The 19,599-nt window shown below is 69.8% G+C and carries 20 protein-coding genes and 3 pseudogenes; 15 read left to right on the top strand and 8 right to left on the bottom strand.

Going from position 1 to position 19,599, the window contains the following annotated elements; translation table 11 throughout:
- The first annotated feature begins 129 nt into the window (after nt 1-129).
- The 5 genes and pseudogenes from AB0F91_RS33950 (at nt 130) to AB0F91_RS33930 (ending at nt 4,309) form a co-directional block, all read left to right on the top strand.
- Nucleotides 130-1,530 carry a sugar porter family MFS transporter gene (locus AB0F91_RS33950; RefSeq protein WP_360604240.1) on the top strand — a complete coding sequence of 467 codons (1,401 nt, stop codon included), beginning with the start codon at nt 130-132 and terminating at the stop codon, nt 1,528-1,530.
- A 163-nt stretch (nt 1,531-1,693) separates the two neighbouring features.
- Nucleotides 1,694-2,104: a DUF742 domain-containing protein gene (locus AB0F91_RS33945; RefSeq protein ID WP_360604238.1), complete on the top strand. Its 411-nt coding sequence runs from the start codon at nt 1,694-1,696 to the stop codon at nt 2,102-2,104.
- A gap of 22 nt (nt 2,105-2,126) precedes the next feature.
- Nucleotides 2,127-3,065: pseudogene (locus AB0F91_RS33940) on the top strand (monodechloroaminopyrrolnitrin synthase PrnB family protein); the annotation flags it as partial.
- Nucleotides 3,066-3,514: 449 nt separating this feature from the next.
- A complete protein-coding gene (locus tag AB0F91_RS33935; RefSeq protein WP_360604460.1) occupies nt 3,515-3,754 on the top strand; it encodes a hypothetical protein in 240 nt (79 codons plus the stop codon).
- A 108-nt stretch (nt 3,755-3,862) separates the two neighbouring features.
- On the top strand, nt 3,863-4,309 hold the full coding sequence (locus tag AB0F91_RS33930) for a hypothetical protein (RefSeq protein ID WP_360604237.1): 447 nt from the start codon (nt 3,863-3,865) through the stop codon (nt 4,307-4,309).
- Here the strand turns inward: AB0F91_RS33930 and AB0F91_RS33925 are convergent.
- Complete coding sequence (locus tag AB0F91_RS33925; protein ID WP_360604235.1) at nt 4,244-4,696, bottom strand: MarR family transcriptional regulator; 453 nt, start codon at nt 4,694-4,696, stop codon at nt 4,244-4,246. The genes AB0F91_RS33930 and AB0F91_RS33925 overlap by 66 nt on opposite strands.
- Nucleotides 4,697-4,759: 63 nt before the next feature.
- Between AB0F91_RS33925 and AB0F91_RS33920 the strand changes: the two genes are divergently transcribed.
- Both AB0F91_RS33920 and AB0F91_RS33915 read left to right on the top strand, forming a co-directional pair.
- A complete protein-coding gene (locus AB0F91_RS33920) occupies nt 4,760-5,128 on the top strand; it encodes a VOC family protein (protein ID WP_360604233.1) in 369 nt (122 codons plus the stop codon).
- A gap of 133 nt (nt 5,129-5,261) precedes the next feature.
- Nucleotides 5,262-5,415, top strand: a pseudogene (locus AB0F91_RS33915) (ISL3 family transposase); the annotation flags it as partial.
- A gap of 372 nt (nt 5,416-5,787) precedes the next feature.
- Here AB0F91_RS33915 and AB0F91_RS33910 read toward each other — a convergent pair.
- From AB0F91_RS33910 to AB0F91_RS33890, 5 genes are all read right to left on the bottom strand, one after another.
- Nucleotides 5,788-6,597: a hypothetical protein gene (locus AB0F91_RS33910; RefSeq protein ID WP_360604231.1), complete on the bottom strand. Its 810-nt coding sequence runs from the start codon at nt 6,595-6,597 to the stop codon at nt 5,788-5,790.
- A gap of 219 nt (nt 6,598-6,816) precedes the next feature.
- Entirely contained in the window at nt 6,817-8,013 is a 1,197-nt protein-coding gene (gene dinB, locus AB0F91_RS33905) for a DNA polymerase IV (protein ID WP_360604229.1), read from the bottom strand.
- Nucleotides 8,014-8,187: 174 nt separating this feature from the next.
- On the bottom strand, nt 8,188-9,183 hold the full coding sequence (locus AB0F91_RS33900) for a MerR family transcriptional regulator (RefSeq protein ID WP_360604227.1): 996 nt from the start codon (nt 9,181-9,183) through the stop codon (nt 8,188-8,190).
- On the bottom strand, nt 9,170-9,862 hold the full coding sequence (locus tag AB0F91_RS33895; protein WP_360604225.1) for a HEAT repeat domain-containing protein: 693 nt from the start codon (nt 9,860-9,862) through the stop codon (nt 9,170-9,172). The genes AB0F91_RS33900 and AB0F91_RS33895 overlap by 14 nt, the downstream gene beginning before the upstream one ends.
- Before the next feature lie 53 nt (nt 9,863-9,915).
- On the bottom strand, nt 9,916-10,395 hold the full coding sequence (locus AB0F91_RS33890; protein WP_360604223.1) for a helix-turn-helix domain-containing protein: 480 nt from the start codon (nt 10,393-10,395) through the stop codon (nt 9,916-9,918).
- Here AB0F91_RS33890 and AB0F91_RS33885 point away from each other — a divergent pair.
- Both AB0F91_RS33885 and AB0F91_RS33880 read left to right on the top strand, forming a co-directional pair.
- Nucleotides 10,379-10,654, top strand: a complete 276-nt coding sequence (locus AB0F91_RS33885; protein WP_360604221.1) for a hypothetical protein — start codon at nt 10,379-10,381, stop codon at nt 10,652-10,654. The two genes, AB0F91_RS33890 and AB0F91_RS33885, sit on opposite strands and share 17 nt — an antisense overlap.
- A gap of 122 nt (nt 10,655-10,776) precedes the next feature.
- Nucleotides 10,777-11,418 (top strand): HAD family hydrolase, encoded by a 642-nt coding sequence (locus AB0F91_RS33880; RefSeq protein ID WP_360604219.1) that lies wholly within the window; start codon nt 10,777-10,779, stop codon nt 11,416-11,418.
- Between the two features lie 4 nt (nt 11,419-11,422).
- Here AB0F91_RS33880 and AB0F91_RS33875 read toward each other — a convergent pair whose 3' ends face one another.
- On the bottom strand, nt 11,423-12,910 hold the full coding sequence (locus AB0F91_RS33875) for a serine/threonine-protein kinase (RefSeq protein WP_360604217.1): 1,488 nt from the start codon (nt 12,908-12,910) through the stop codon (nt 11,423-11,425).
- Between the two features lie 173 nt (nt 12,911-13,083).
- Here AB0F91_RS33875 and AB0F91_RS33870 point away from each other — a divergent pair, with 173 nt between their 5' ends.
- From AB0F91_RS33870 to AB0F91_RS33845, 6 genes are all read left to right on the top strand, one after another.
- Nucleotides 13,084-14,286, top strand: coding sequence for an MFS transporter (locus tag AB0F91_RS33870; RefSeq protein ID WP_360604215.1), 1,203 nt, complete (start codon nt 13,084-13,086; stop codon nt 14,284-14,286).
- A gap of 1,112 nt (nt 14,287-15,398) precedes the next feature.
- Nucleotides 15,399-16,661 carry a GGDEF domain-containing protein gene (locus tag AB0F91_RS33865; protein WP_360604213.1) on the top strand — a complete coding sequence of 421 codons (1,263 nt, stop codon included), beginning with the start codon at nt 15,399-15,401 and terminating at the stop codon, nt 16,659-16,661.
- A gap of 100 nt (nt 16,662-16,761) precedes the next feature.
- Complete coding sequence (locus AB0F91_RS33860; RefSeq protein ID WP_360604211.1) at nt 16,762-17,562, top strand: heavy metal-binding domain-containing protein; 801 nt, start codon at nt 16,762-16,764, stop codon at nt 17,560-17,562.
- 10 nt (nt 17,563-17,572) lie between these two features.
- Nucleotides 17,573-18,391: a heavy metal-binding domain-containing protein gene (locus AB0F91_RS33855; protein WP_360604209.1), complete on the top strand. Its 819-nt coding sequence runs from the start codon at nt 17,573-17,575 to the stop codon at nt 18,389-18,391.
- The gene (locus AB0F91_RS33850) at nt 18,391-18,807 is read left to right on the top strand and encodes a hypothetical protein (RefSeq protein WP_360604207.1); all 417 of its coding nucleotides are present in this window, start codon (nt 18,391-18,393) and stop codon (nt 18,805-18,807) included. The genes AB0F91_RS33855 and AB0F91_RS33850 overlap by 1 nt, the downstream gene beginning before the upstream one ends.
- A gap of 61 nt (nt 18,808-18,868) precedes the next feature.
- Nucleotides 18,869-19,285: a VOC family protein gene (locus tag AB0F91_RS33845; RefSeq protein ID WP_360604206.1), complete on the top strand. Its 417-nt coding sequence runs from the start codon at nt 18,869-18,871 to the stop codon at nt 19,283-19,285.
- A 30-nt stretch (nt 19,286-19,315) separates the two neighbouring features.
- Here AB0F91_RS33845 and AB0F91_RS33840 read toward each other — a convergent pair.
- Nucleotides 19,316-19,599, bottom strand: a pseudogene (locus AB0F91_RS33840) (IS630 family transposase); the annotation flags it as partial.

Here is a 19,599-nt window from a genome sequence, read left to right as displayed (position 1 = left end):
CTGTGAAACTCCGGCGCGCCCAGCCAGGAAACCCGGCTATTCGAGACCCACCATGCTCGGCCCGACGGCGCTGGCCACCCCCCAGCGAACCGGACCGGCCGGCCAGCCCCAGAAAGAGACGGCTCGGCAATGACACAGACAGCCGCGGCGCGGCGGCCCATCAACAGGACCACGTTGTACTTCTTCGGTGCCCTCGGCGGCATCCTGTTCGGTTACGACCTCGGTGTCATTTCGGGTGTGCTGCCGTTCATCGGCAAGACCTGGAACCTGACCGGGTGGGACAAGGGCGTGATCACCGCCAGCCTTTCGGTCGGCGCGATCATCGGTGCCATCTTCTCCTCGCGGATGAACGAGAAGCTGGGCCGGCGCCGCACGATCATGGTGGCCGCGGTCATCGTCATCATCGGCACGGTCGCGGCGAGCGCGTCGCCGAGCTTCGCGCTGCTGATCATCTCGCGGCTCGTGATCGGCGTCGGCATCGGACTTTCCTCGTCCACGGTGCCGACCTACCTGTCCGAATTGGCCCCGGCCCGCCAGCGCGGTGCCATGGGCGCGCTCAACCAGATCTTCATCGTGCTCGGCATCCTGATCGCGTTCCTCGTGAGCTACGGCCTCGGCCCGTCCGGCAACTGGCGGCTGATGTTCGCCGGTGCCGTCGTGCCGGCCGTGATCCTGCTCGTGGGCCTGATCTTCCTGCCCGAGACGCCGCGGTGGCTGGTCGCCAACGGCCAGGAAGAGCACGCGCGCTCGGTCCTCAAGAGCTCGCACGGCACCTCGGTGAACGTCGACGAGGAAATCAGCACCATCCGCGAGGTCATCCGCCTCGACGCGGAATCGGCCAAGACGCGCTTCCGCGACCTGTGGGCGCCAATGGTCCGGCCGATGCTGATCGTGGCTCTGCTGCTCGCCGTCGGCCAGCAGTTCAGCGGTGTCAACGCGGTCAACGCGTACTTCCCGACCATGCTGATCGGCCTCGGCTTCGCCACGCAGGCGGCGCTGCTGTCCGGTGTGCTGCTGGGTGTCACGAAGTTCCTGTTCACCGCGTGGGTGGTGTTCGTCGTCGACCGCTGGGGCCGCAAGCCGCTGCTGCTGATCGGCAACGTGCTCATGGTGATCACACTCGTCGCGGCCGGGTTCATCGTGATCGAGGTGGACGACGTGACCACCAAGGGCATCCTGATGCTCGTCGCGATGGTGCTCTACCTGGTGGGCTACGAGCTCGGCTGGGGCGCGGTCGTGTGGGTCATGATGGCCGAGGTGTTCCCGCTCAAGGTCCGCGCGGCGGGCATGGGCATCAGCAGCGTGGTGCTGTGGGCCGCCACCGGCATCATCAGCGCGATCTTCCCGATCATCTCCGATCCCGGGGCACTGGGGCTCGGCGGTTCGATGTTCCTGTTCGCGGGGATCAACGTCGTGCTGTTCGGCCTCACCAAGTGGCTGGTCCCCGAGACCAAGGGCCGCACGCTCGAGCAGATCGAGCTCGACCTGCGCGGGCGTCACAAGGCGCGTGCCAAGGCCGAAGCGGCCTGATCACCTCCACCCGGCCGGCCGGGGTGCAGCGTTCGCGCCGCGCCCCGGCCGCCGTCGTTTTCAGGTCCGCCTCAAGTCCACTTCGGACAGAGTTTGCCGCGCGGAGTTGGCACGGTGGTGATCACGGTGCTGTACTGCCACTAGAGCGCGAGGAGGTGGTGGCATGACCGAGCCGGACGGGACACCGGGCCGGCACCGCGTGTCCGACCCCGCCGAAGGCGCCGGCGAACCCGGCGACCTGCCGCTCGTGCGGCCGTACGCGCGTACCCGCACGCCCGTGCACGTCAGTCACGAGCTAGCGCTGGAGACACTGGTCTCGACCACCGAGCTGGGCCGTCGGCTGAGCCGCCTGCTGCGGGAGCCTTACGGCAGTGCGTGCGAGCTGTGCGTGTCCACGGTGTCGGTCGCCGAGCTGTCCGCGTACCTCAACCTCTCGATCGGCACCGCGCGCGAGCTCGTCGAGGAACTGGTCGACGACGAGCTGCTGTACGCCCACCCGCCGGTCGGCGCGTACGACGCCCAAGCCCGCACGCGGGTGCTGGACCGCATGCTCGGCGGGCTCGACCGGCTGTAGCACCGCGGATATCCTCGGCGCGGTGACGACTTCCGTGGCCCGGTTCGACCGGTGGATCAGGAACGAGTTCGTCGAGTACAACACCGCGCTGGAAGAGGCGTACTTCGCCGAGCGGCGCGAGGTCCTCGACGGCCGTCCCGAGCTGGACGAGCTCAAGCACGCCATCGTCGCCGAAGGTCACCACCTGATCGGCCGCATCCTCGACGAGGGCGCGCTCCCCGTGGTAGAGCGGGAGAAGTATCAGCTTCTCGGGATGGTGGGCTACCACCTCGCCGCCTGCCGGAGGCACGAATCGGTTGGGCCGGGTGCCGAGGAGCTGTCGTCCGCCTGGGCGCTGGCATCGTTGCTCGGGTCCTCGCTGGGCGTGGCGCCGCGGTTCGTTTTCGCGCACCAGGCGATGTACAACCCCGCCAGTGGCGGACAGTTCCAGACCTTCACTTCGCTCGAGGACGAGGCTGTCTTCCTGACCAACAACGGGTTGGCCGTCTTCGCTTACCAACGCGCCGCCGAGGCCGTTCGCCGCGTTGTGCCGATCGGGGTGTCGAGCCCGCTTTCGGCGTATTTGCTGGAGACGGCGCGAGCGGCGCTGGAAGATGTGCTTCGGTTCAACCGGACGCTCTCCAATACGTTGGACGTGGAGCGGTTCTTCTTCAACGTGCGCCCGTATTTCAAAACTTATCGCGTGGGCAACGCCGAATACCGTGGCGCGAACGCCGGTGATTTCTCCGCGATCAACGAGCTCGACGTCCTGCTGGGACTGGCGACCACGCGGGATCCCTTCTACCAGAACGTAGTGGTGGAGAAGTACCCGTACGTGACCCCCGAGGACCAGGCGCGGCTGCGAACGATCGGCGACGAGAAACCACTGCTCACACGATTCCTGAGGGAAGCCGAGAGTTCGTCGAACCCGCAGCTGAGCCGGAACGCGGAACTGTTCCTCGCGGTGTGCCGCGCCCATGGTGCCGCCCGCGCCCGAGCGCATCGTGGCGAACGCCTTGGTGAACCGGGCCTGAGCGGTCTGGGCCGAGGTGGTGAACGCGGTGCTGACCTTGCTGGCGACCGACGAGCCGATGCTGCCGAAGTCCTTCATTACGGACTTGCCGGTGTTGAAGGCAGAGCTCACCGCCCCGCCGACCGTACCCATCCGACCGGTGAACGCACTCGCCGCCGACTCGCTCGACTTGAAACCCGAGTTGAAGTTCTGGACCGCCTTGATCCCGGGGTCGAACGCGGTCCGAACCTTGCCACCGAGCGACCCCATCGATCCGCTGAACGCGCTCGCCGCGGCCTGGGTGTCGTTGAAGCCGGCCTTGAAGTTGTTGACCTGGTTGATCGCGGGCTTGAAGGCGGACGAGACCGTGCTGCCCATCGTGGTGAAGGGCCTACACCTATCACCACCACAAGCTCGTTCTGCCGTTCCTCGTCGAACCCGCTGAAACGGCGCCGCCGGAACGGCTTTCGGAGCTCACCGCGAGCGGTCCGCCGTTGGAAGTCGTGGTTCCCGGTCTTTCATACCTGGCGGATCTGCGTTCAGCGCGCGACCGGCCCGGAAAACCGTCGGCTCGAAAAGATCTCGACCGGCTCCGGGAACTGGTTTCGCCCGGAACCGGTGACGGCCACGCTGTGTCACTCACCGCATCGGCCGAGTAACTCCGCAGGTCCGGCGGCGACGTTCCCACCGACCGCGGCCGTGACCGGCAACCTGCCGGCGGAACGAGCGGCACGGCGTTCAACAACGACGCGGCGGCCCCGAACACCGTGATCGGCAGCGCCGACGCGGCCGTGTTCGGCACCGGGGGCGCCGCGGCCGACGTGCATCCGGCGGCCGGCGACCAGCCCCTGACCACCCCGACCGCCGACGACAACAGGAACGGCACCCGTGACATCGACGAGGTGCTCGACTCGGCCTTGATCGGCGGCATCGGCAAGTTCACCGCGAAGAGCTTCCAGAGCGGCACGGACTACGACGCCGGGATCAACGCCGCGAAGACCGTGACGAACGCGCAGACCGAGAACCGCAAGATCGTGGTTTCCTCTCCGACGGCATCGCGGGCGGTGATGTCGGGGAGTCTGTCGGTTTCGACGTTGCCGGCACGGATTTTCATCCCCGGCGGCGCTCCTGTCCGGGCGCGGCGTGAGCTATGCACCGTCGTCGCCATCGCGCAGGGAATGGATCATGCTCTTCAGGATCCGGAACGCGTCTGACTGCTCGGCCTCGGTCATGCCGGCCAGCATTCTGACCTCGACAGACCGGACCGCTACGGTCGCCTTCTCGAGTTTCCGTCGGCCGCGAGGCGTGAGCCGCGCGGGAAGGACCTTCCCGACGGGTGCCTGCGCAGGCCTGGTCACGTGGCCCTCTCGTTCCAGGGCCTGGAGCAGCACGTTCATCGACTGCCGTGTCACGAACGCGCCCCGCGCGAGCTCGGAGTTCGACAATCCGGGCCGTTGAGCCAGCAGCTCGAGGCAGGAGTAGTGCGTCACGCTCATCCCGAGCGGCCGCAGCACCTCCTCCATGGCCGCACGCAGGACGCTTGACGCCTCTTTCAAGAGGTAGCCCAGTGATTTGTCCAGGTCGACACCGTCTTGACTCATGTCAGCATTCTGACATAGGTTGCTTCGTGTCAGAAGGCTGACATGCAAACAAGGAGTATCACCATGCCGGTAACCGGCCCCGACTTCATCTCGCTCCAAACACGCGACCTCGACGCTTCGCAGGCGTTCTACGAGCAGTACCTCGGCCTCGTCCGCTCGCAGGCCGGGCCTGCGCACGCCGTCGTCTTCGAGACGAAGCCGGTCGCGTTCGCACTCCGCGACATCGTTCCCGGCACGGACCTCGCATCCATTGCCCGGCCCGGCATCGGTGCCGCGATCTGGCTCCACGCCACCGACGTCCAGGCCATTCACGATGCTCTCGTCGCCGACGGTCACACCATCATCTCCGCGCCGATCGACGGCCCCTTCGGTCGGACATTCACCTTCGCCGACCCCGACGGCTACCAGGTCACCCTCCACGACCGCGCCTGACGGGGCCCAACGCCACCGGACGATCACCCGCCCCCGCAGACCATGGGCGTGCCCGAGACTCGAGAATCCTTGGGCGACGTTGGGTTACCCCGGGATGATCACCCGTCCGGCTCTTCACGCTGGGGGTGCCAGAGTGGCCCGGATCGCCGAAGGCCTCGCGGGTTCACGGAACACCGCCAACGACGCGGTCCTGGCCGAGCGCAAGCAGGTCCCCGACCAACGACGAGCATCGCTTCGACGGCGTCCACGTGTCCGGGGTCGACACGCCCGCGTGGCGACACATCCGTGAGTGGCTCGAGCAGTGCCGGCGCCGGATCCAGCCCGCGCCCTACCAGGTACGGCGGACCCGGCAAACCGCCGCCGAATCCGCAACCTCGCCAACCACATTGCCGGGTCTCTGCTCGAGACCGGCGGCTTCGGGCCGCGACTACAACCCCGCCTACGAAGAGCGTCGGAAATCCATTCGGACGAATGTGACGAGGGGGAAAATAGGGCTACGGATGAATTGTTATCCCGGCAGTGTGGACAGACCTCGTGGAAAATGTCTTGTCAACCCGATCGGGTGAGTGCGGAAAAACGTCCACCTGCGCATTAACGCGCGCGACGTCAAGCGGCCCCGCGCCCCGTGGAGGGGTGCCGGGCCGCTTCGCGGTGAGAGGTCAGCAGCTGATGAGCAAGCTGGTGACGGCGCGGCAGGAGCGCGACGCCTTGTCGTTGGCCGCGTTGGGGTCCGTCGGTGAACTCGCCTGGCGCTGGGCGGTGGTGGTGAGCGTGCCGAGGGCCAGGAGGCCGGCGCGGGCCGTGAAGCTCGCCTTGGCCGAGGAGCCCGAGGGCAGGGACGCGACGTCGCAGGTCACCGTGCGGCCGGAAGCCGTGCAGCCGGCGGACTTCGAGTACTGCAGCCCGCTGGGCAGTGTCGCCTGGAGCTTGACGCCGGTGGCGGTGGCAGGGCCGCTGTTCTTCGCGGTGATCGTGTACGTGATCTCCGAGCTGAGCACGCCCGCGGGCGCGGCGGTCAGCGACACGGCGACGTCGGCGGAGTCGGTGGCCGGGGTGATGCTGATGGCCGGGCCGTCGAGGGTCTCGAAGGCGAAGTTGTCGCCGACGAACTGGTCCTGCAGGGTGACCGAGCCGGTCGGGGCGGTGTCCTTCACCTTGAGGGTGAAGGTGACGGTGGTGCTCTGACTCGGCGCGAGGTCGCCGACAGTCGCGCGGAGGCTGCTGCCGAGCACGCCGCACGCGACGTTGCAGGACACCACGTCGGCGACTTCGGTGATCGGAGTCTCCTTGCCGTACAGCGCGGCCTTGGCACCGGTGACGACGAAGTCCTGCGTGTTGTACAGCGTCTCGGTGACCGTGAAGGTCTCACCGCGCTGCAGGCTCGTGGGGCTCACGTCGATCGCGCTGCTGGGCGGGGCCGCGAGCGCCGCGTCGGGCGCCACGAACAGCATCGCGGCTGAGGCCGCCACCACCGAGAGAATGGTGATACCACGCCGGCGTCTTTGCTTTTCCATGCTTTCTCACTATTTCGTCCGAGGGGTACCGCTCTGGCATTTCCGGGAAGACTCGGGAAAACGTAGCTGCCCCTCCGTCGCCCGAAGCCCTTCGTTCGTTACAGCGCCATTCAGAGCACCCGTCGCTGATTCGCGGTGAGTTTTTCACCCGATGCACCCGGCGGCCGGTGGAGATCAGTCAGGTAGCAGCGGCACCGACATCCCCGGGTCGTGCCCCAGCAACGACCCGCGCGTGATCGCGGTGCTCCCGAACCGATCGCGGATCCCGTCGACAGCCGTGTCGACGGCCACCCCGTCCTCGATCTCGAACGGCAGCACGAGCTGCACCGACCCGTGCGGCGCGAGGTTCGAGAACGAGATCCCCAGCAGGGTGAGCCCCCGGTCGTAGACCAGCGATTGGGCCTCCACCAACAACTTCCGCGCCGCGGCCAGCAACGTCTCGGTGTGGTCGGTGGCCTCGACCAGCGTCCGCGACCGCGTGGCCCGCGTGAAGTCGGCGAACCGCATGCGCAGCACGACCGTCCGCGTGAGCCGAGACGCCGACCGCAGCCGCCGCGCCAGTCGGTCCACAATAGACACCAGAAGCTCGTCCAGCTCCGCCATCGACCGCCGCCGACGCCCCAGAGCCCGCTGCGAACCCATGGACCGCCGACGCCGCCCGACCTGCACCGGACGCGGGTCCAGACCATGTGACAGCGCGTGGAGGTGGTGCCCGGCTCCCCTCCCGAGCATCGACACCAGGTCCACCTCCGGCAGCTCCGCCACCTGCCGCACGGTGCGGATCCCGCGTGCGCGCAGCTTTTCCGACGTCACCTTCCCCACGCCCCACAGCCGCTCCACCGGTAGCGGGTGCAGGAACTCCAGCTCCCCCTCGGGCGGCACGACCAGCAACCCGTCCGGCTTCGCCACCGCGCTGGCCACCTTCGCGAGGAACTTCGTGCGCGCCACCCCGACCGTGATCGGCAGCCCGACCCGCGCCAGCACCTCCGCGCGCAGCCGCCGCGCAATCTCCGACGGGCTGCCCGCGATGCGCCGCAGCCCGCCGACGTCGAGGAACGCCTCGTCGATCGACAGCCCCTCAACGACCGGCGTGGTGTCGCGGAAGACCTCGAACACGGCCTTGCTCGCCGCGCTGTACGCCGCCATCCGCGGCGGCACTACCACGGCGTCCGGGCACAACCGCAGGGCGTGCGCACCGCCCATGGCCGTGCGCACGCCCAACCTCTTCGCCTCGTAACTCGCCGCCAGCACCACTCCGCCCCCGACGATCACGGGCCGGCCGCGCAGGCGCGGGTCGTCGCGCTGCTCGACCGACGCGTAGAACGCGTCGAGGTCGGCGTGGAGGACGGGGCCTTCGGTCGACACGAACACATGTTCGCATCGAACACCGTCAAAAACGGCCCTCGTGTCACCCAATCGGCGCAACCGCCGTACCCTGTACCGGTCCTCGCGCTGCGCGCGGTCGCCGTCGCGAACCGGTCCTCGATCGAGCTTTGAGCGGTCGCGACCACCACACCAGGTGGGCATCGCCGACCCCGACGGAGGTCAGCTGTCGGAACGCCGCGTTCGCGCGAGAGCCGAGGCGACGAGGGCGACAGCCGGGTCGCCGTCCCGGGTCAGCTGCTGAAGGAGATCTTCGGCCGCCGGCAGCTCGGCGAGGGCCTGCGTCAACCGGATCCGCACGGCCGAATCCGACGGGTGGGCAGCGAGCTCGTCGGCCAGCGCGGCCTTGATCGGGCCGGCACACGTGGCGTCCAGCGACAGCGCGCCCAGGACCTCGGCCGCTTCGACGTCGTTGGGACCGTCCACCACCATGGCGACGAGCGTCGGCACCGCCTCGGGAAAACCACGGCCGCCCAACGCCAAAGCCGCCCGCGTCCGCACGGCCGGGTCCGAGTCGCCGAGCGCTTCACGAAGCACCGCCGACGCATCGTCCCCCGGCAGCGAAGCAATCGCCCGGACCGCGCGCCGCCGGACTTCGACGTCGGCGGAACGCACGCCCGCGGCCAGGCTCGCCAGCGCGTCGCCACCCGCCCGCGCGAGCGCCCACCGCAACGCGCCCGCGACGTTCTGATCGGGTTCGGCGAGCACGGCCGCCGCCAGCAGGTCCGCCGGCACCTCCTCCGCAGGAGCCAGCGCGGCCTGCTGCCGCCGTGCGGCATGCGGCGAGTCGAGCCCGTGCAACAGCTCGACCAGGCGCAGGACGTCCTGCCAACCGGGCGGCGCCGACGCGTCGACCCGCCGCAGCCGCTCCAGCAGCTCCTGCTCCCGCTTCAGGCGGTCTTCGGTCCGCCGGATCAGGTCACCGACCAATGAGGACGGTGCGAACGCCGGATCCTCCAGAGCCCGGCCGATCTCGCGCAACGACAGCCCCAGCGACCGCAGGCTTTCCACGTGGAAGATCCGCCGGATGTCCTCGGCGGAGTACTCGCGGTAGCCGCCGACGGTGCGGCCGGTGGGACGCACCAGCCCGAGGGTGTCGTAGTGCCGGAGCATCCGGGCACTCACCCCCGAGCGGCGCGCCACCTCACCGATCAGCACCGGCCACCTCCGCCGCGCGTTCCGGCCCGAGCGCGGCGATCCGCTTCGCCTCGTCGACGGCCGGGTCGAACGCCGCCTCCGGGTCGTGCAGCAGCTGTTCCGTCGCGCGGGCGTGAGCACGCACCACCGGATCAGCGCTCGCCAGCGCCTTCCGCAACACCGGCTCGATCCCGTCTCCGAGGGCGACCAGCGCCCGGCTCAGGCTCAGCTTCACGCTCCGGTCCCCGCGTCCGAGCTGCGCCGCCAGCTCCTCCGCCAGCGCGGGTTTTCCCACCTCGGGCACGAGCACGACGGCGGCCCGCCACGCGCTCCGCGCGACCTCGTCGTCGGCGTCACGCAGCAACGAGCGCGTGATCTCGGACCCGACACTCCCGTCGCCGATCTTGGACAACGTGTGCAACGCCTGGCTCCGTGCCTGAGCACGGCCGGAGCGCAGCTCCACGACGAGCCTGGGCACGGTGAGCTCCGCCGGCAGCCGGGTCAACGCCCACGTGAGCATGTCGCGCACGAAGAAGTCCGGCTCCACCGCGCACCGCGCCACGAGCGTCTCGAGCAGCCCGGGGTCGGCGTCCGTGCCGGCCGCCAGCGCCGCCCGCAGCCGCACCGACGAGTTGCCGGCGCCGAGCGCTTCGAGCAGGTTGGAGTTCTTGTTCTTGTGTGGCGTGTTGATCGGGACCACCTCCTGCGACCCAGTGAAGACCTTGTCACTATGTCAAGGTCAAGGGCGGAGGTTCAGCCGCGGAAGCGGAGCCCGTCCAGCAGCAGGTCGAGCAGCCGCCCTGCCTGCTCGCGTTGTGAAGGCTCGCCGGGCGCCAGCGTGATGCCGCCGAGTCCGATGAGGACGTCGTCCACGAGGAGGGCGCCGGCGGCGATCAGCGGGGAGACGGCGCGCAGGGCGTCGAACCTGCCGATCTTCGTGGTCAGGTGGCCCACGAAGCGGTCCAGCCACGTACGCGACGCCTGGTCGGCCGGCAGCTCCTGCAGGAGCGCGGGGCCGGCGTGGCAGAGCTGGCCCAGCTCGTTGCGGTACGCGGCCTCGATCAGAGCCTCACGCGTCGGGAAGTGGCGGTGCAGCGCGCCGATGCCGACGCCCGCGTCCTCGGCGATCGCGTTGAGCGAGGCGTCGAAGCCCTTCTCGGAGAACGCCGCACCGCGGACGCGAGCAGGAGGTCGCGGTTGCGCCGCGCGTCCGGCAGTGGCAGCCGAGGCCACGCTGGCCGTCCGCGACACCGGGGCCGGGCCTCGCACCGCCGCGGCGATCACGGCGGGCACGGGCAACGCGTCGGTCGACGTCAAGCACCTCGAGCTGGCGGACCGCGACTCCGTCGCCAAGCTCGCGGGAGCACCAGTTCGCCACCAAACCACCTCGGCCACTTCGGCCTCGCGCTCCGCCTGCACGAAGCCCTCGCGCGCGCAAGCCGGCGACGCGCTTCGTGGCCGTGAGCTCCAGCGCTCGACCCCGAAGCGGTGACCCGGCCGGGGAAGGTCGCCCTGGAGCTGCTCGCGCGCTGACCGACGGCCGGCCTGCGCCGCTCGGGTCGTTCGGGCCGGATCGACGTGCGGGTGCGCGCGGTGTCCGCTTAGGGTCGTTCGGTGCGGCTCGTGCTGTTCGACCTCGACAACACCCTCGTCGACCGGGCGGAGGGTCTCCGGCGCTGGGCTTGGGAGTTCTGCGCCGAACACCGCCTGACGCCCGACGACGCCGCCTGGCTGGCGTCCGCCGACCAGGACGGGCTCGCGCCGCGCGACGTCTTCTTCAAAGCCGTGCGCGACCGGTTCGTCCTGCGGGACACCTGCGCGGAGCTGCTCGACTCGTACCGGCAGCGGCACCCGGCGCTGATCCCCGCCGCGCCGGGCGTGCTGGCCGGCCTGCCGCGATTGCGGGCGGCGGGCTGGCGGATCGGCGTGGTGACCAACGGCAACGCCGAGCACCAGCTCGCCACCCTGCTGTGCACGGGCGTCGCGGGGCTCGTGGACGGGTGGGCGATCTCGGAGCACGAAGGCGTCGCCAAGCCGGACCGGCGGCTGTTCGAGATCGCGGCGGAACGCTGCGAGGCGCCGATGCGCGACGGCTGGATGGTCGGCGACGGCGAGGACACCGACGTCGCCGGCGGCCGGGCCGCGGGGCTGCACACGGTGTGGGTCGATCGTGGGCGCACGTGGAGCGGGGACGAAAACGCGCCTGACCACGTCGTCGCTGACGCTGCCGGGGCCATCGAACTGCTGCTGGAGTGAGCGATCAGGTCTCGGAGTCGATCTTCCAAACGCCGTTGTCGTTGACCATGTGGTACGTGTGGTGGTTGGTCTGGCTGGCCCCACTGGCGGACACGTAGGTGATGTCGGCGCTGAGCGTGTCCGGGCCGATCGACTTGACGTTGCTCGCGCGCGCTGACCGGTAGTCGTCCCAGAAGTTCTGGTACGTGGCGAAAGTCTGGTGCTTGGCGGCTTTGAAGTTGTCCGTGAGCAGGCTGAAGCCCTGTTGCAGGTCGCCGGGGATGAGCGAGAAGTAGTTCGTCAGCGCGGCCTCCATGGACCGCGGCGAGTTGACCGGACTGTTCGAGGGTGACGACGGCGGGCTGCTGGGCACCGACGGCGTGCTCGAAGGCGGCGGTGTCGTCGGCGTCGTCGGCGGGTTCGTGGTCGGAGCCGGGGAGTTCGCGGACGACGAGTTGATCACCGGAGCCGCGCCACCGGCGGTCGGGGCCGTGCCGCTGTTGCGGTTCACCAGCACGATCACCACGACGACGACCACGACGAGCACGGCGCCGAGGCCGGCGAGGACCATCGAGCGCCGTCTTCGGTCGACGGGCGCCGGGGCGGGAGTCGTCGGAGCGACGGCCGGAGCCGGAGCAGCCGGAAGCGCCGCGGGGACCGTCAGCGGGATCGGCACCGCGGCGACGGGCGTGACGCCGCCGTCGAGCTCGCGCAGCTCGGTGAGCACCTCGGCCATCGACGGCCGGTCCTCGGGCTTGAGCTCCAGCAGCTTCAGCAGCAGCGGCTCCAGCTTCCCCGCCTGCTTCGGCGGGTTGATCGAACCGCTGGACACGCGGTACAGCAGGGCGATCGCGTTGTCCGCCGTGCCGAACGGCGGCGCGCCCTCCACCGCCATGTAGAGCGTGGCGCCGAGGGCGAAGACGTCGGAGGCGAACATGGCTTCCTCGCCGCGCGCGACTTCGGGGGCCAGGAACGCGGGCGTACCGGAGATTTCGCCCGTCGCGGTCAGCGTGACGTCGCCGACCGCGCGGGAGATGCCGAAGTCGGTGACCTTGACGGTCCCGTCTTCGCCGAGCAGGACGTTGCCCGGCTTCACGTCGCGGTGCACGATGCCGGCGCGGTGCGCGGCGGCCAGCACCCCGGCCAGCTGCACGGCGATGGGGATGACCTCGTCGACGCTCAGCGGGCCGTCGTCGTGCAGCTTTGCCGAAAGACTGCGCGAAGGCAAGTACTCCATGATCAGCCACGGGCGATCTTCGTACTCGACCACGTTGAACACGGAGATGGCGTTGGGGTGCTGCAGGCGCGCGGCGATCCGAGCCTCGCGCATGGCGCGGCTCTTCGCTTCGTTGACCTTCTCCTCGCCCTGGTTCATCGGCATGAGGAGTTCTTTCACCGCGACGACGCGGCCGAGGATCTTGTCCTCGCCGCGCCAGACCATGCCCATGGCGCCGCTGCCGATGAGCTCGACGAGCTGGTAGCGACCGGCGATCTGCCGGCTCTCCTCGGTCAACGAAAAAACCCCTCAGTGCGACGTTCACGGACGGCGATCGCCAAGTTTTTCACGGCGCTCGCCCGGGTGTCCCTACGACCCACCGGTGGGCGCGGGGGTTGCTCCGCGTGGCCGAACCGGGACACTCTGATCATATGAGCACCGAGGCCCCGTCATTCCGAAACGTGTTCGGCGTGACCGAATTCCGGGCCCTGTGGCTCGCGCACGTGCTGTCGGTCGCCGGTGATCAACTGGCTCGTGTCGCGCTCACCGTCCTCGTGTTCGACCGTACCGAATCCGCGGGCTGGGCGGCACTCACCTACGCGCTGACTTACCTGCCTGACCTGCTCGGCGGCGCGCTCGGCGGCCTGGCCGACCGGTTCCCGCGCCGCACGGTGCTCGTGGTGGCCGACGTGGTGCGAGCGGGGCTCGTGGCCGTGATGGCGATTCCGGGACTGCCGTGGCCGGTGGCGGCGGCGCTGCTGGTGGTCGTTCAGCTGGCGGCGGGGCCGTTCCAGGCGGCGCGCCAGGCCGTGCTGCCGGACATCCTCGGGCCCGACCGGCTGCCCGTCGGCCAGGCGATGTTGTCCTCGACCTACCAGGCGGCGCTCGTGATCGGCTTCGGGGCCGGCGCGGCGGTGGTCGCGTGGCTCGGGGTGACGGGCGCGCTGGCGGTGGACGCGGTGACGTTCGCCGTGTCGGCGCTCGCCCTGCGGTGGGGGCTCGGACCACACCCGGTCGAAGTCGCCGGGCGGGCTCCGGCGGCGGCTTCCCAGTGGGCTTCGCTCGTTGCGGGTTGCCGGCTGGTCGGGCGAGACCGCCGGCTGCGGTCGTTGCTGGCGATCGCGTGCTGCAGCGGGTTCTACGTGGTGCCCGAGGGCCTGGCCGTGCCGATCGCCGCGCAGCTCGGCGGCACGGGCGTGCTGGCGTGGCTGCTCATCGCCAACCCCGTCGGGTCACTGCTCGGCGCGGTGCTGCTCAGCCGGGTGCCGCGCGTGCGTCAGGCACGGCTGCTCGGGCCGCTCGCCGTGGCGACCAGCCTGGTGCTGCTGCCGACGGGCTGGACGCCCGGGCTCGTCGTCATGGTGGTTTTGTGGATGTTGTCCGGAATGTTCTCCGCGCACGACTTGATCACGCAGGTGCAGTACGGCCTGGCCGCCCCGCCCGAGCAGCGCGGCCAGGTGATCGGCGTCGCGATCGCGGCGCTGCGGGCGTCGCAGGGCCTGGCCATCGCGGCCGCCGGAGCGCTCGCCCAAGTGCTCGCGCCCACGACCGTGGTGGCCGTCGCGGCGGTCGCCGGTGCGACGGTCGCCACCCTCGCCGCCACGGCGTGGCTGCGCGCGGCGTGGCCCCGTCGAAGTCCCCTCGACGGGGCCACGCCACCTGCCGCGTCCTGAACCTCACAGCTCACGTCCGGTGACCGGCCCACCTCCTCGTGGTGCTCGTGGTGCTCGTGCACGGTCGGGCTCTCTCGCGAGGATTCACGTCCAGTTGTTGTCACGCATGCCTTTCACCCCCTCGTCGGGTGTTCGCCGGGCTTCGTCTCAGCGGGTCCAGTTGTTGTCACGCACCTGGCACTCCTCTCGGCTGGTCGGGCTCGTCGCGGTTGCCGGGCGGGGTTCAGCGAGTCCAGTTGTTGTCACGCACCTGGCGCTCCTCTCCACTGGTCGGGGCCGTCGGGGCCGTCGGGGTCGCCGGCGGAGTTCAGCGGGTCCAGTTGTTGTCACGCACGGGCATCTCCTCTCGATTCGTCACGGACGTTGACCACTTGCTTCAGCGCGTCCAGTTGTTGTCGCGCACCGGCGTCTCCTCTCCGCTCGTCGTGTCCGTTGGTCTGACTTCAGGGCCTCAGCGGGTCCAGTTGTTGTCACGCATCTCCGCAACCTCCTTCCTTGCCTGTGCTCCACCGGAGTCGTCAGTCACCAGTTGTTGTCACGCACGGCTCTACCCCCTTTCACCTCGGCTGTTCAGCGGACTTCGGCCGTCACCAGTTGTTGTCCCGCACCGCCAGACCCTCCTTTCCCCGCAGCGGTTCGCCAGCAGTTCGGACTCACCAGTTGTTGTCCTGCACCGTGGACACCTCCTCCCCAGAACGCACCGAAAACACCCGTAACTCTCGACCTCAGGTCGAGCTCAAGGGTCCAGACCACTCAGGCCGAGACCGTCCAGTTGTTGTCGCGCACCGTCGTCACCTCCTCGCCAGGACCGCGCCGACCGGCGGTTTCGCGGAGCCCGCCGGTCACCGATCGTGGTTGTCGTACGTCAGTGGCTTCAGTGGCCGGAGACCGCGGATTCCCAGGTACGCCAAGGAATCGCGGCGGCTCACCACTACAGTCCGTGCTCACCTCCCCTCTGCGCGGGCCGGACGCTGGGCTGTCCGGGCGAAATTCCTCGGCCAGGTCCCATAGTCCGGACCACGGGCGGCACACGGCGCGCCCCGTCGTTTACGGTAGAAGCCAACCGGGTGAGGTGAAGAGTGCGCGGACGAGCAAACCGGTCTGCCGGATGGTTGACGGGCTGGCGCCTTTGGCGGTTGCCCTCTTATGTCCGGACTTTTGTGCTCCTCGTCAACTTCCTGGCGATCCTGGCGTCGGTGAGTACCGCGTGGCTGGTGCCGGTGCACCAGCAGGACCTGATCCGCTTCGGTGTGCTGGCCGTGTGCGCGGCCGCCGCCATCGAGGCCACGCGCCACATCGAGCGCCAGCGCGAGTACAACCGCGCGCCGACGGTGGCGTACGTCGACACCAAGGCCGTGTGGAGCATCGCGGCCGTGGTGGCGCTGCCGGCCGTGCTGGCCACGGCGATGGTCGTGTTCACCTACGTGGTGGCGTGGTGGCGCGTCTGGCCACGCGAACGGCCGGTGCTCCCCCACCGCTGGATCTTCTCCGCCGCGTCGGTGCTGTGCGGCACGCAGGCGGCGGTCGCCGTGCTCGCGCTGGGCATGCACCACTACCCCGGCGTGCCGGCGGCAGGCTTCCTGCCCGGCCTCACCGACCTGGTCGTCGTCATCTTCGCGGCCGCCCTGCGCTGGGCCATCAACACGGCGCTGGTGATGGTCGCCATCGCGCTCTCGAGCCCGCCGCGCTCGCTGTCGGACCTGTTCTCCGGCTTCGGTGACCAGCTGCTGGAAGCCGGCGCGATCGGCCTCGGCCTGGTCACCGCCGCACTGCTCCTGCTGGCCAACCCGCTGGTGCTCACCGGCGTGGTCGTAGCGCTGGTGGCGCTGCACCGCGGCCTGCTGCTCGCGCAATTCCAGCGCGACGCCCGCACCGACGTGACCACGGGCCTGGCCACCAAGCGCTGGTGGCGGACGCTGGCCGAGCAGTACCTCGAGCGGGCCCGCACGGGCAACGGGACCGTCGGCGTGCTGCTGCTCGACCTCGACCACTTCAAGGCCATCAACGACACCTACGGCCACCCGACGGGCGACGTCGTGCTGCGCGAGATCGCCATCGCGCTGCGCAGCGAGGTGCGCGACCAGGACATCTGCGGCCGCTGGGGCGGCGAGGAGTTCGCGATCGTGCTGCCCAACGTGCCGACGATGGAGCACCTCGGGCAGCTCGCCGACCGCATCCGCCGGCGCATCCCGCAGGTCGTCGTGCCCCTGCCGGAGCGCGACACGGTGATCAGCGACCTGACCGTGTCGATCGGCTGCGCGCTCTACCCGGCCGAGCACCTCACGGGCGTCGACGACGTGCTGGTCGCCACCGACACCGCCCTCTACCGGGCGAAGCAGGCGGGCCGCAACCGCGTGGAGCTCGCCACACACTGAAGGACGTTCCGGACAACCCCGCCTTCTCGTTCCGACTTCGCCTCCGTCGCGTGCCACGATGGATGCTGAGGGCCGCGCCGAGGCCCGCGAGGAGGTCCGAGTGCCCGACTGGGATGGCCGTGGACTGCCGCCGGTCGCGCGGGCTCGCGTCGACCGGTTCGCTTCGTCCGGCCTGCGCACCTCGCTGCTGAGCGTCCCCGGCGCCGTCGGCGGGGAAGTCGCCGGATTCACCCCCGTGGGGGAGGTCATGGGGTGCGTCGTCGAGCGCCTCGGCTGGACCTCCGGGTTCGGCATCACGCCCAACCAGCAGGCCGCCATCTACGCCGACGCGCTCCGCCAGGGTTACCGCACCGCGCTGAACCGGCTACGGCTGGAGGCCGAGGCCATCGGAGCGGACGGGGTCCTCGGCATCACCACGTCCGTCACGCGGCTCGACGAGACCATGCAGGAGTTCGTGGCGCTCGGCACGGCGGTGCGCGCCGAGACGCGGCAACGCCCCGGGCGCGTGTTCACCACCGAGCTGCCGGGCCAGGACGTCGGCAAGCTCATGCAGGCCGGCTGGGTGCCGGCGGCCGTCGCGATCGGCATCTCGGCGCACACCACGTTCGACTACAACATGCAGTACCAGACCACGATGTGGGCCGGGAACATCGAGGTCGACGCCCACACCCGGCTCGTCACCGAGGTGCGGGCCGACGCGCGCAGCCAGTTCCGCAAGACCGTGCAGACCACCAGCGCCGACGGGGCGATCGTGTCGCGGATGTCGCTCGACACGTGGCAGCTGGGCGAGGTGGCCGTGGCCGGGGTGGCGAGCGTGTTCGGCACCGCCATCGCCCGGTTCCACAGTGGCGACGCCGCGCCCACGTCCGCGCTCACCATCCTGCCGCTCAACCGAGTTTGAAGGAGGCCCTGTGACGACCACGGACCCCACCGCGCAGCACATCCCCGACGATGCGATGCGCCGGCTCGCCGAGATGCGGCCGGGGCAGGCGACCAGCCTGTTCACGTCCGACTTGAGCGTGAACGAGTTCCTGCTCGTGCGCGAGGCCGGCTTCCGCCCGCTGGGCCTGGTGCTCGGGTCGAGCATCTACCACGTCGGGTTCCAGATGGGGCGCTGGAGCAAGAACCAGGAGATGGACCGCCTGTCGGCCGCGATGTACCACGCGCGCGAGCTCGCGATGACGCGTATGGAGACCGAGGCCGACCTGCTGGGCGCCGACGGGATCGTGGCCGTGCGCCTGGAGATCGAGTTCAAGGAGTTCGGCAGCGACCTGGCGGAGTTCATCGCCGTGGGGACCGCCGTGAAAGCCGACGAACCCGGCGAGTGGCGCAACAACACCGGCAAGCCGTTCACCTCCGACCTGTCCGGCCAGGACTTCTGGACGCTCGTGCAGGCCGGGTACGCGCCGCTGGGCATGGTGATGGGCACGTGCGTCTACCACATCGCGCACCAGCGCTTCCGCCAGGCGATGAGCAACATCGGGCAGAACGTGGAGATCCCGCAGTACACCGAGGCCCTCTACGACGCGCGTGAGCTGGCGATGTCACGCATGCAGGCCGAGGCCGAGCAGCTGCACGCCGAAGGCATCGTGGGGGTGCAGTTGCTGTCACTGCCGCATCGATGGGGCGGGCACACGACGGAGTTCTTCGCCATCGGCACCGCCGTGAAGCCACTGCGCCCCGACCACCGCATCACCAAACCGCAGCTCGTGCTGCCTCTCACCGACTGATGTCCGGGTCAGAGCTCGGCCCGGCCGGCGAGTTCCACCTGCTGGTGGCAGCCCTGCGCACCGATCGCGCCGATGTCGAGTCCTACACGCGCGTGCTGTCCGAGACCCTCGGCGACGCCCTCCCGCCGGGCATGGTCGAGATCGACCGGCGGCGCAGCTTCGCCGACCGCGTGGCCGGGCGCCTCGGGCAGCCGGTGGAGGTGCGCGTGTCGACGCCGCACCAGTTGCTCGTGCTCACGGCCGGGCGGTCCGGCGGAGTCACGGGCGAGATTCGCCAGGTGGTACGCGGGGTCGTGATCAGCCGCCGGGACACCGACGTCGAGGAGTGGGTGACGGTGCTCGCCGGGGAGCTGCAGGCGCTGGCTTCCCGGGACGCGAAGGCACGCGAAGCGTTGGCGCGATTCCTAGGTAGCTGACGCCCGCGTGGTTGAACCGCTGAACCTTGACCCGCCCGGTTTGCCCGATTAGAACTCGGGGATGGACTGGACACTCGAGGTCGTCATCGTTCCCGTGTCCGATGTGGACCGTGCCAAGGCGTTCTACGCCGGGCAGTGCGGCTTCCACGTCGACCACGACACCGTGGTGGGGCCCGGCGCCCGGGTCGTGCAGCTGACCCCGCTGGGCTCCGGGTGCTCGATCGTCGTCGGCGAGGGCGTGGTGCCCCCGATGCCGCCCGGCTCGCTCAAGGGCCTGCAACTCGTGGTCGCCGACCTGGCGCGCGCCCGCGAGACGCTGCTCGCGGGCGGCGTCGACGTCAGCGAGATCCAGCTCCTCGGGCCCGACCCGGCCACGGGCCGGCCCGAGGACCTCGACAACATCGGCTTCTTCCACTTCTCCGACCCTGACGGCAACGGCTGGGCCGTGCAGCAGATCTCGGCGCGCGGCAGGAACTAGTGGTCGCGCCTGTTAGTTCGTCGGGGTTGATCATGCTGCCGGTGGCGGGGCGTGGCGGTCGTGACGGCCGATCCGGTCGAGCAGCTGGTTGAGGTCGTCGCGGGTGAATTTCCAGTCGAAGGGGGTTGCGGTGGTGTTGTACCGGTGCTGGAAGGACAGGAGCCGGTCCGCGACCTCGTCGAGGTCCTCGAAGTCGTCTGGTGTGAGGGCTTTGCGTTGCACGGCGGAGAAGTAGATTTCCACTTGGTTGAGCCATGACGCGTGCACCGGCAGGTGGACCATGTGGGCATTGGGGAATGCGTCGTTCATCCGTG

It is taken from the genome of Amycolatopsis sp. NPDC023774 (assembly GCF_040639695.1).
Taxonomy (GTDB): Bacteria; Actinomycetota; Actinomycetes; order Mycobacteriales; family Pseudonocardiaceae; genus Amycolatopsis.
The sequence above is the reverse complement of the archived record's forward strand: the minus strand, read 5'-3'. Positions and strand labels throughout refer to the sequence as shown.

Excerpts from the sequence above, each read along its gene's own strand:
- AB0F91_RS33925 (WP_360604235.1), bottom strand. The coding sequence starts at position 4,696 with ATGAGTCAAGACGGTGTCGACCTGGACAAATCACTGGGCTACCTCTTG.
- AB0F91_RS33845 (WP_360604206.1), top strand. The coding sequence starts at position 18,869 with ATGGACTGGACACTCGAGGTCGTCATCGTTCCCGTGTCCGATGTGGAC.
- AB0F91_RS33850 (WP_360604207.1), top strand. The coding sequence starts at position 18,391 with ATGTCCGGGTCAGAGCTCGGCCCGGCCGGCGAGTTCCACCTGCTGGTG.
- AB0F91_RS33920 (WP_360604233.1), top strand. The coding sequence starts at position 4,760 with ATGCCGGTAACCGGCCCCGACTTCATCTCGCTCCAAACACGCGACCTC.
- AB0F91_RS33945 (WP_360604238.1), top strand. The coding sequence starts at position 1,694 with ATGACCGAGCCGGACGGGACACCGGGCCGGCACCGCGTGTCCGACCCC.
- AB0F91_RS33950 (WP_360604240.1), top strand. The coding sequence starts at position 130 with ATGACACAGACAGCCGCGGCGCGGCGGCCCATCAACAGGACCACGTTG.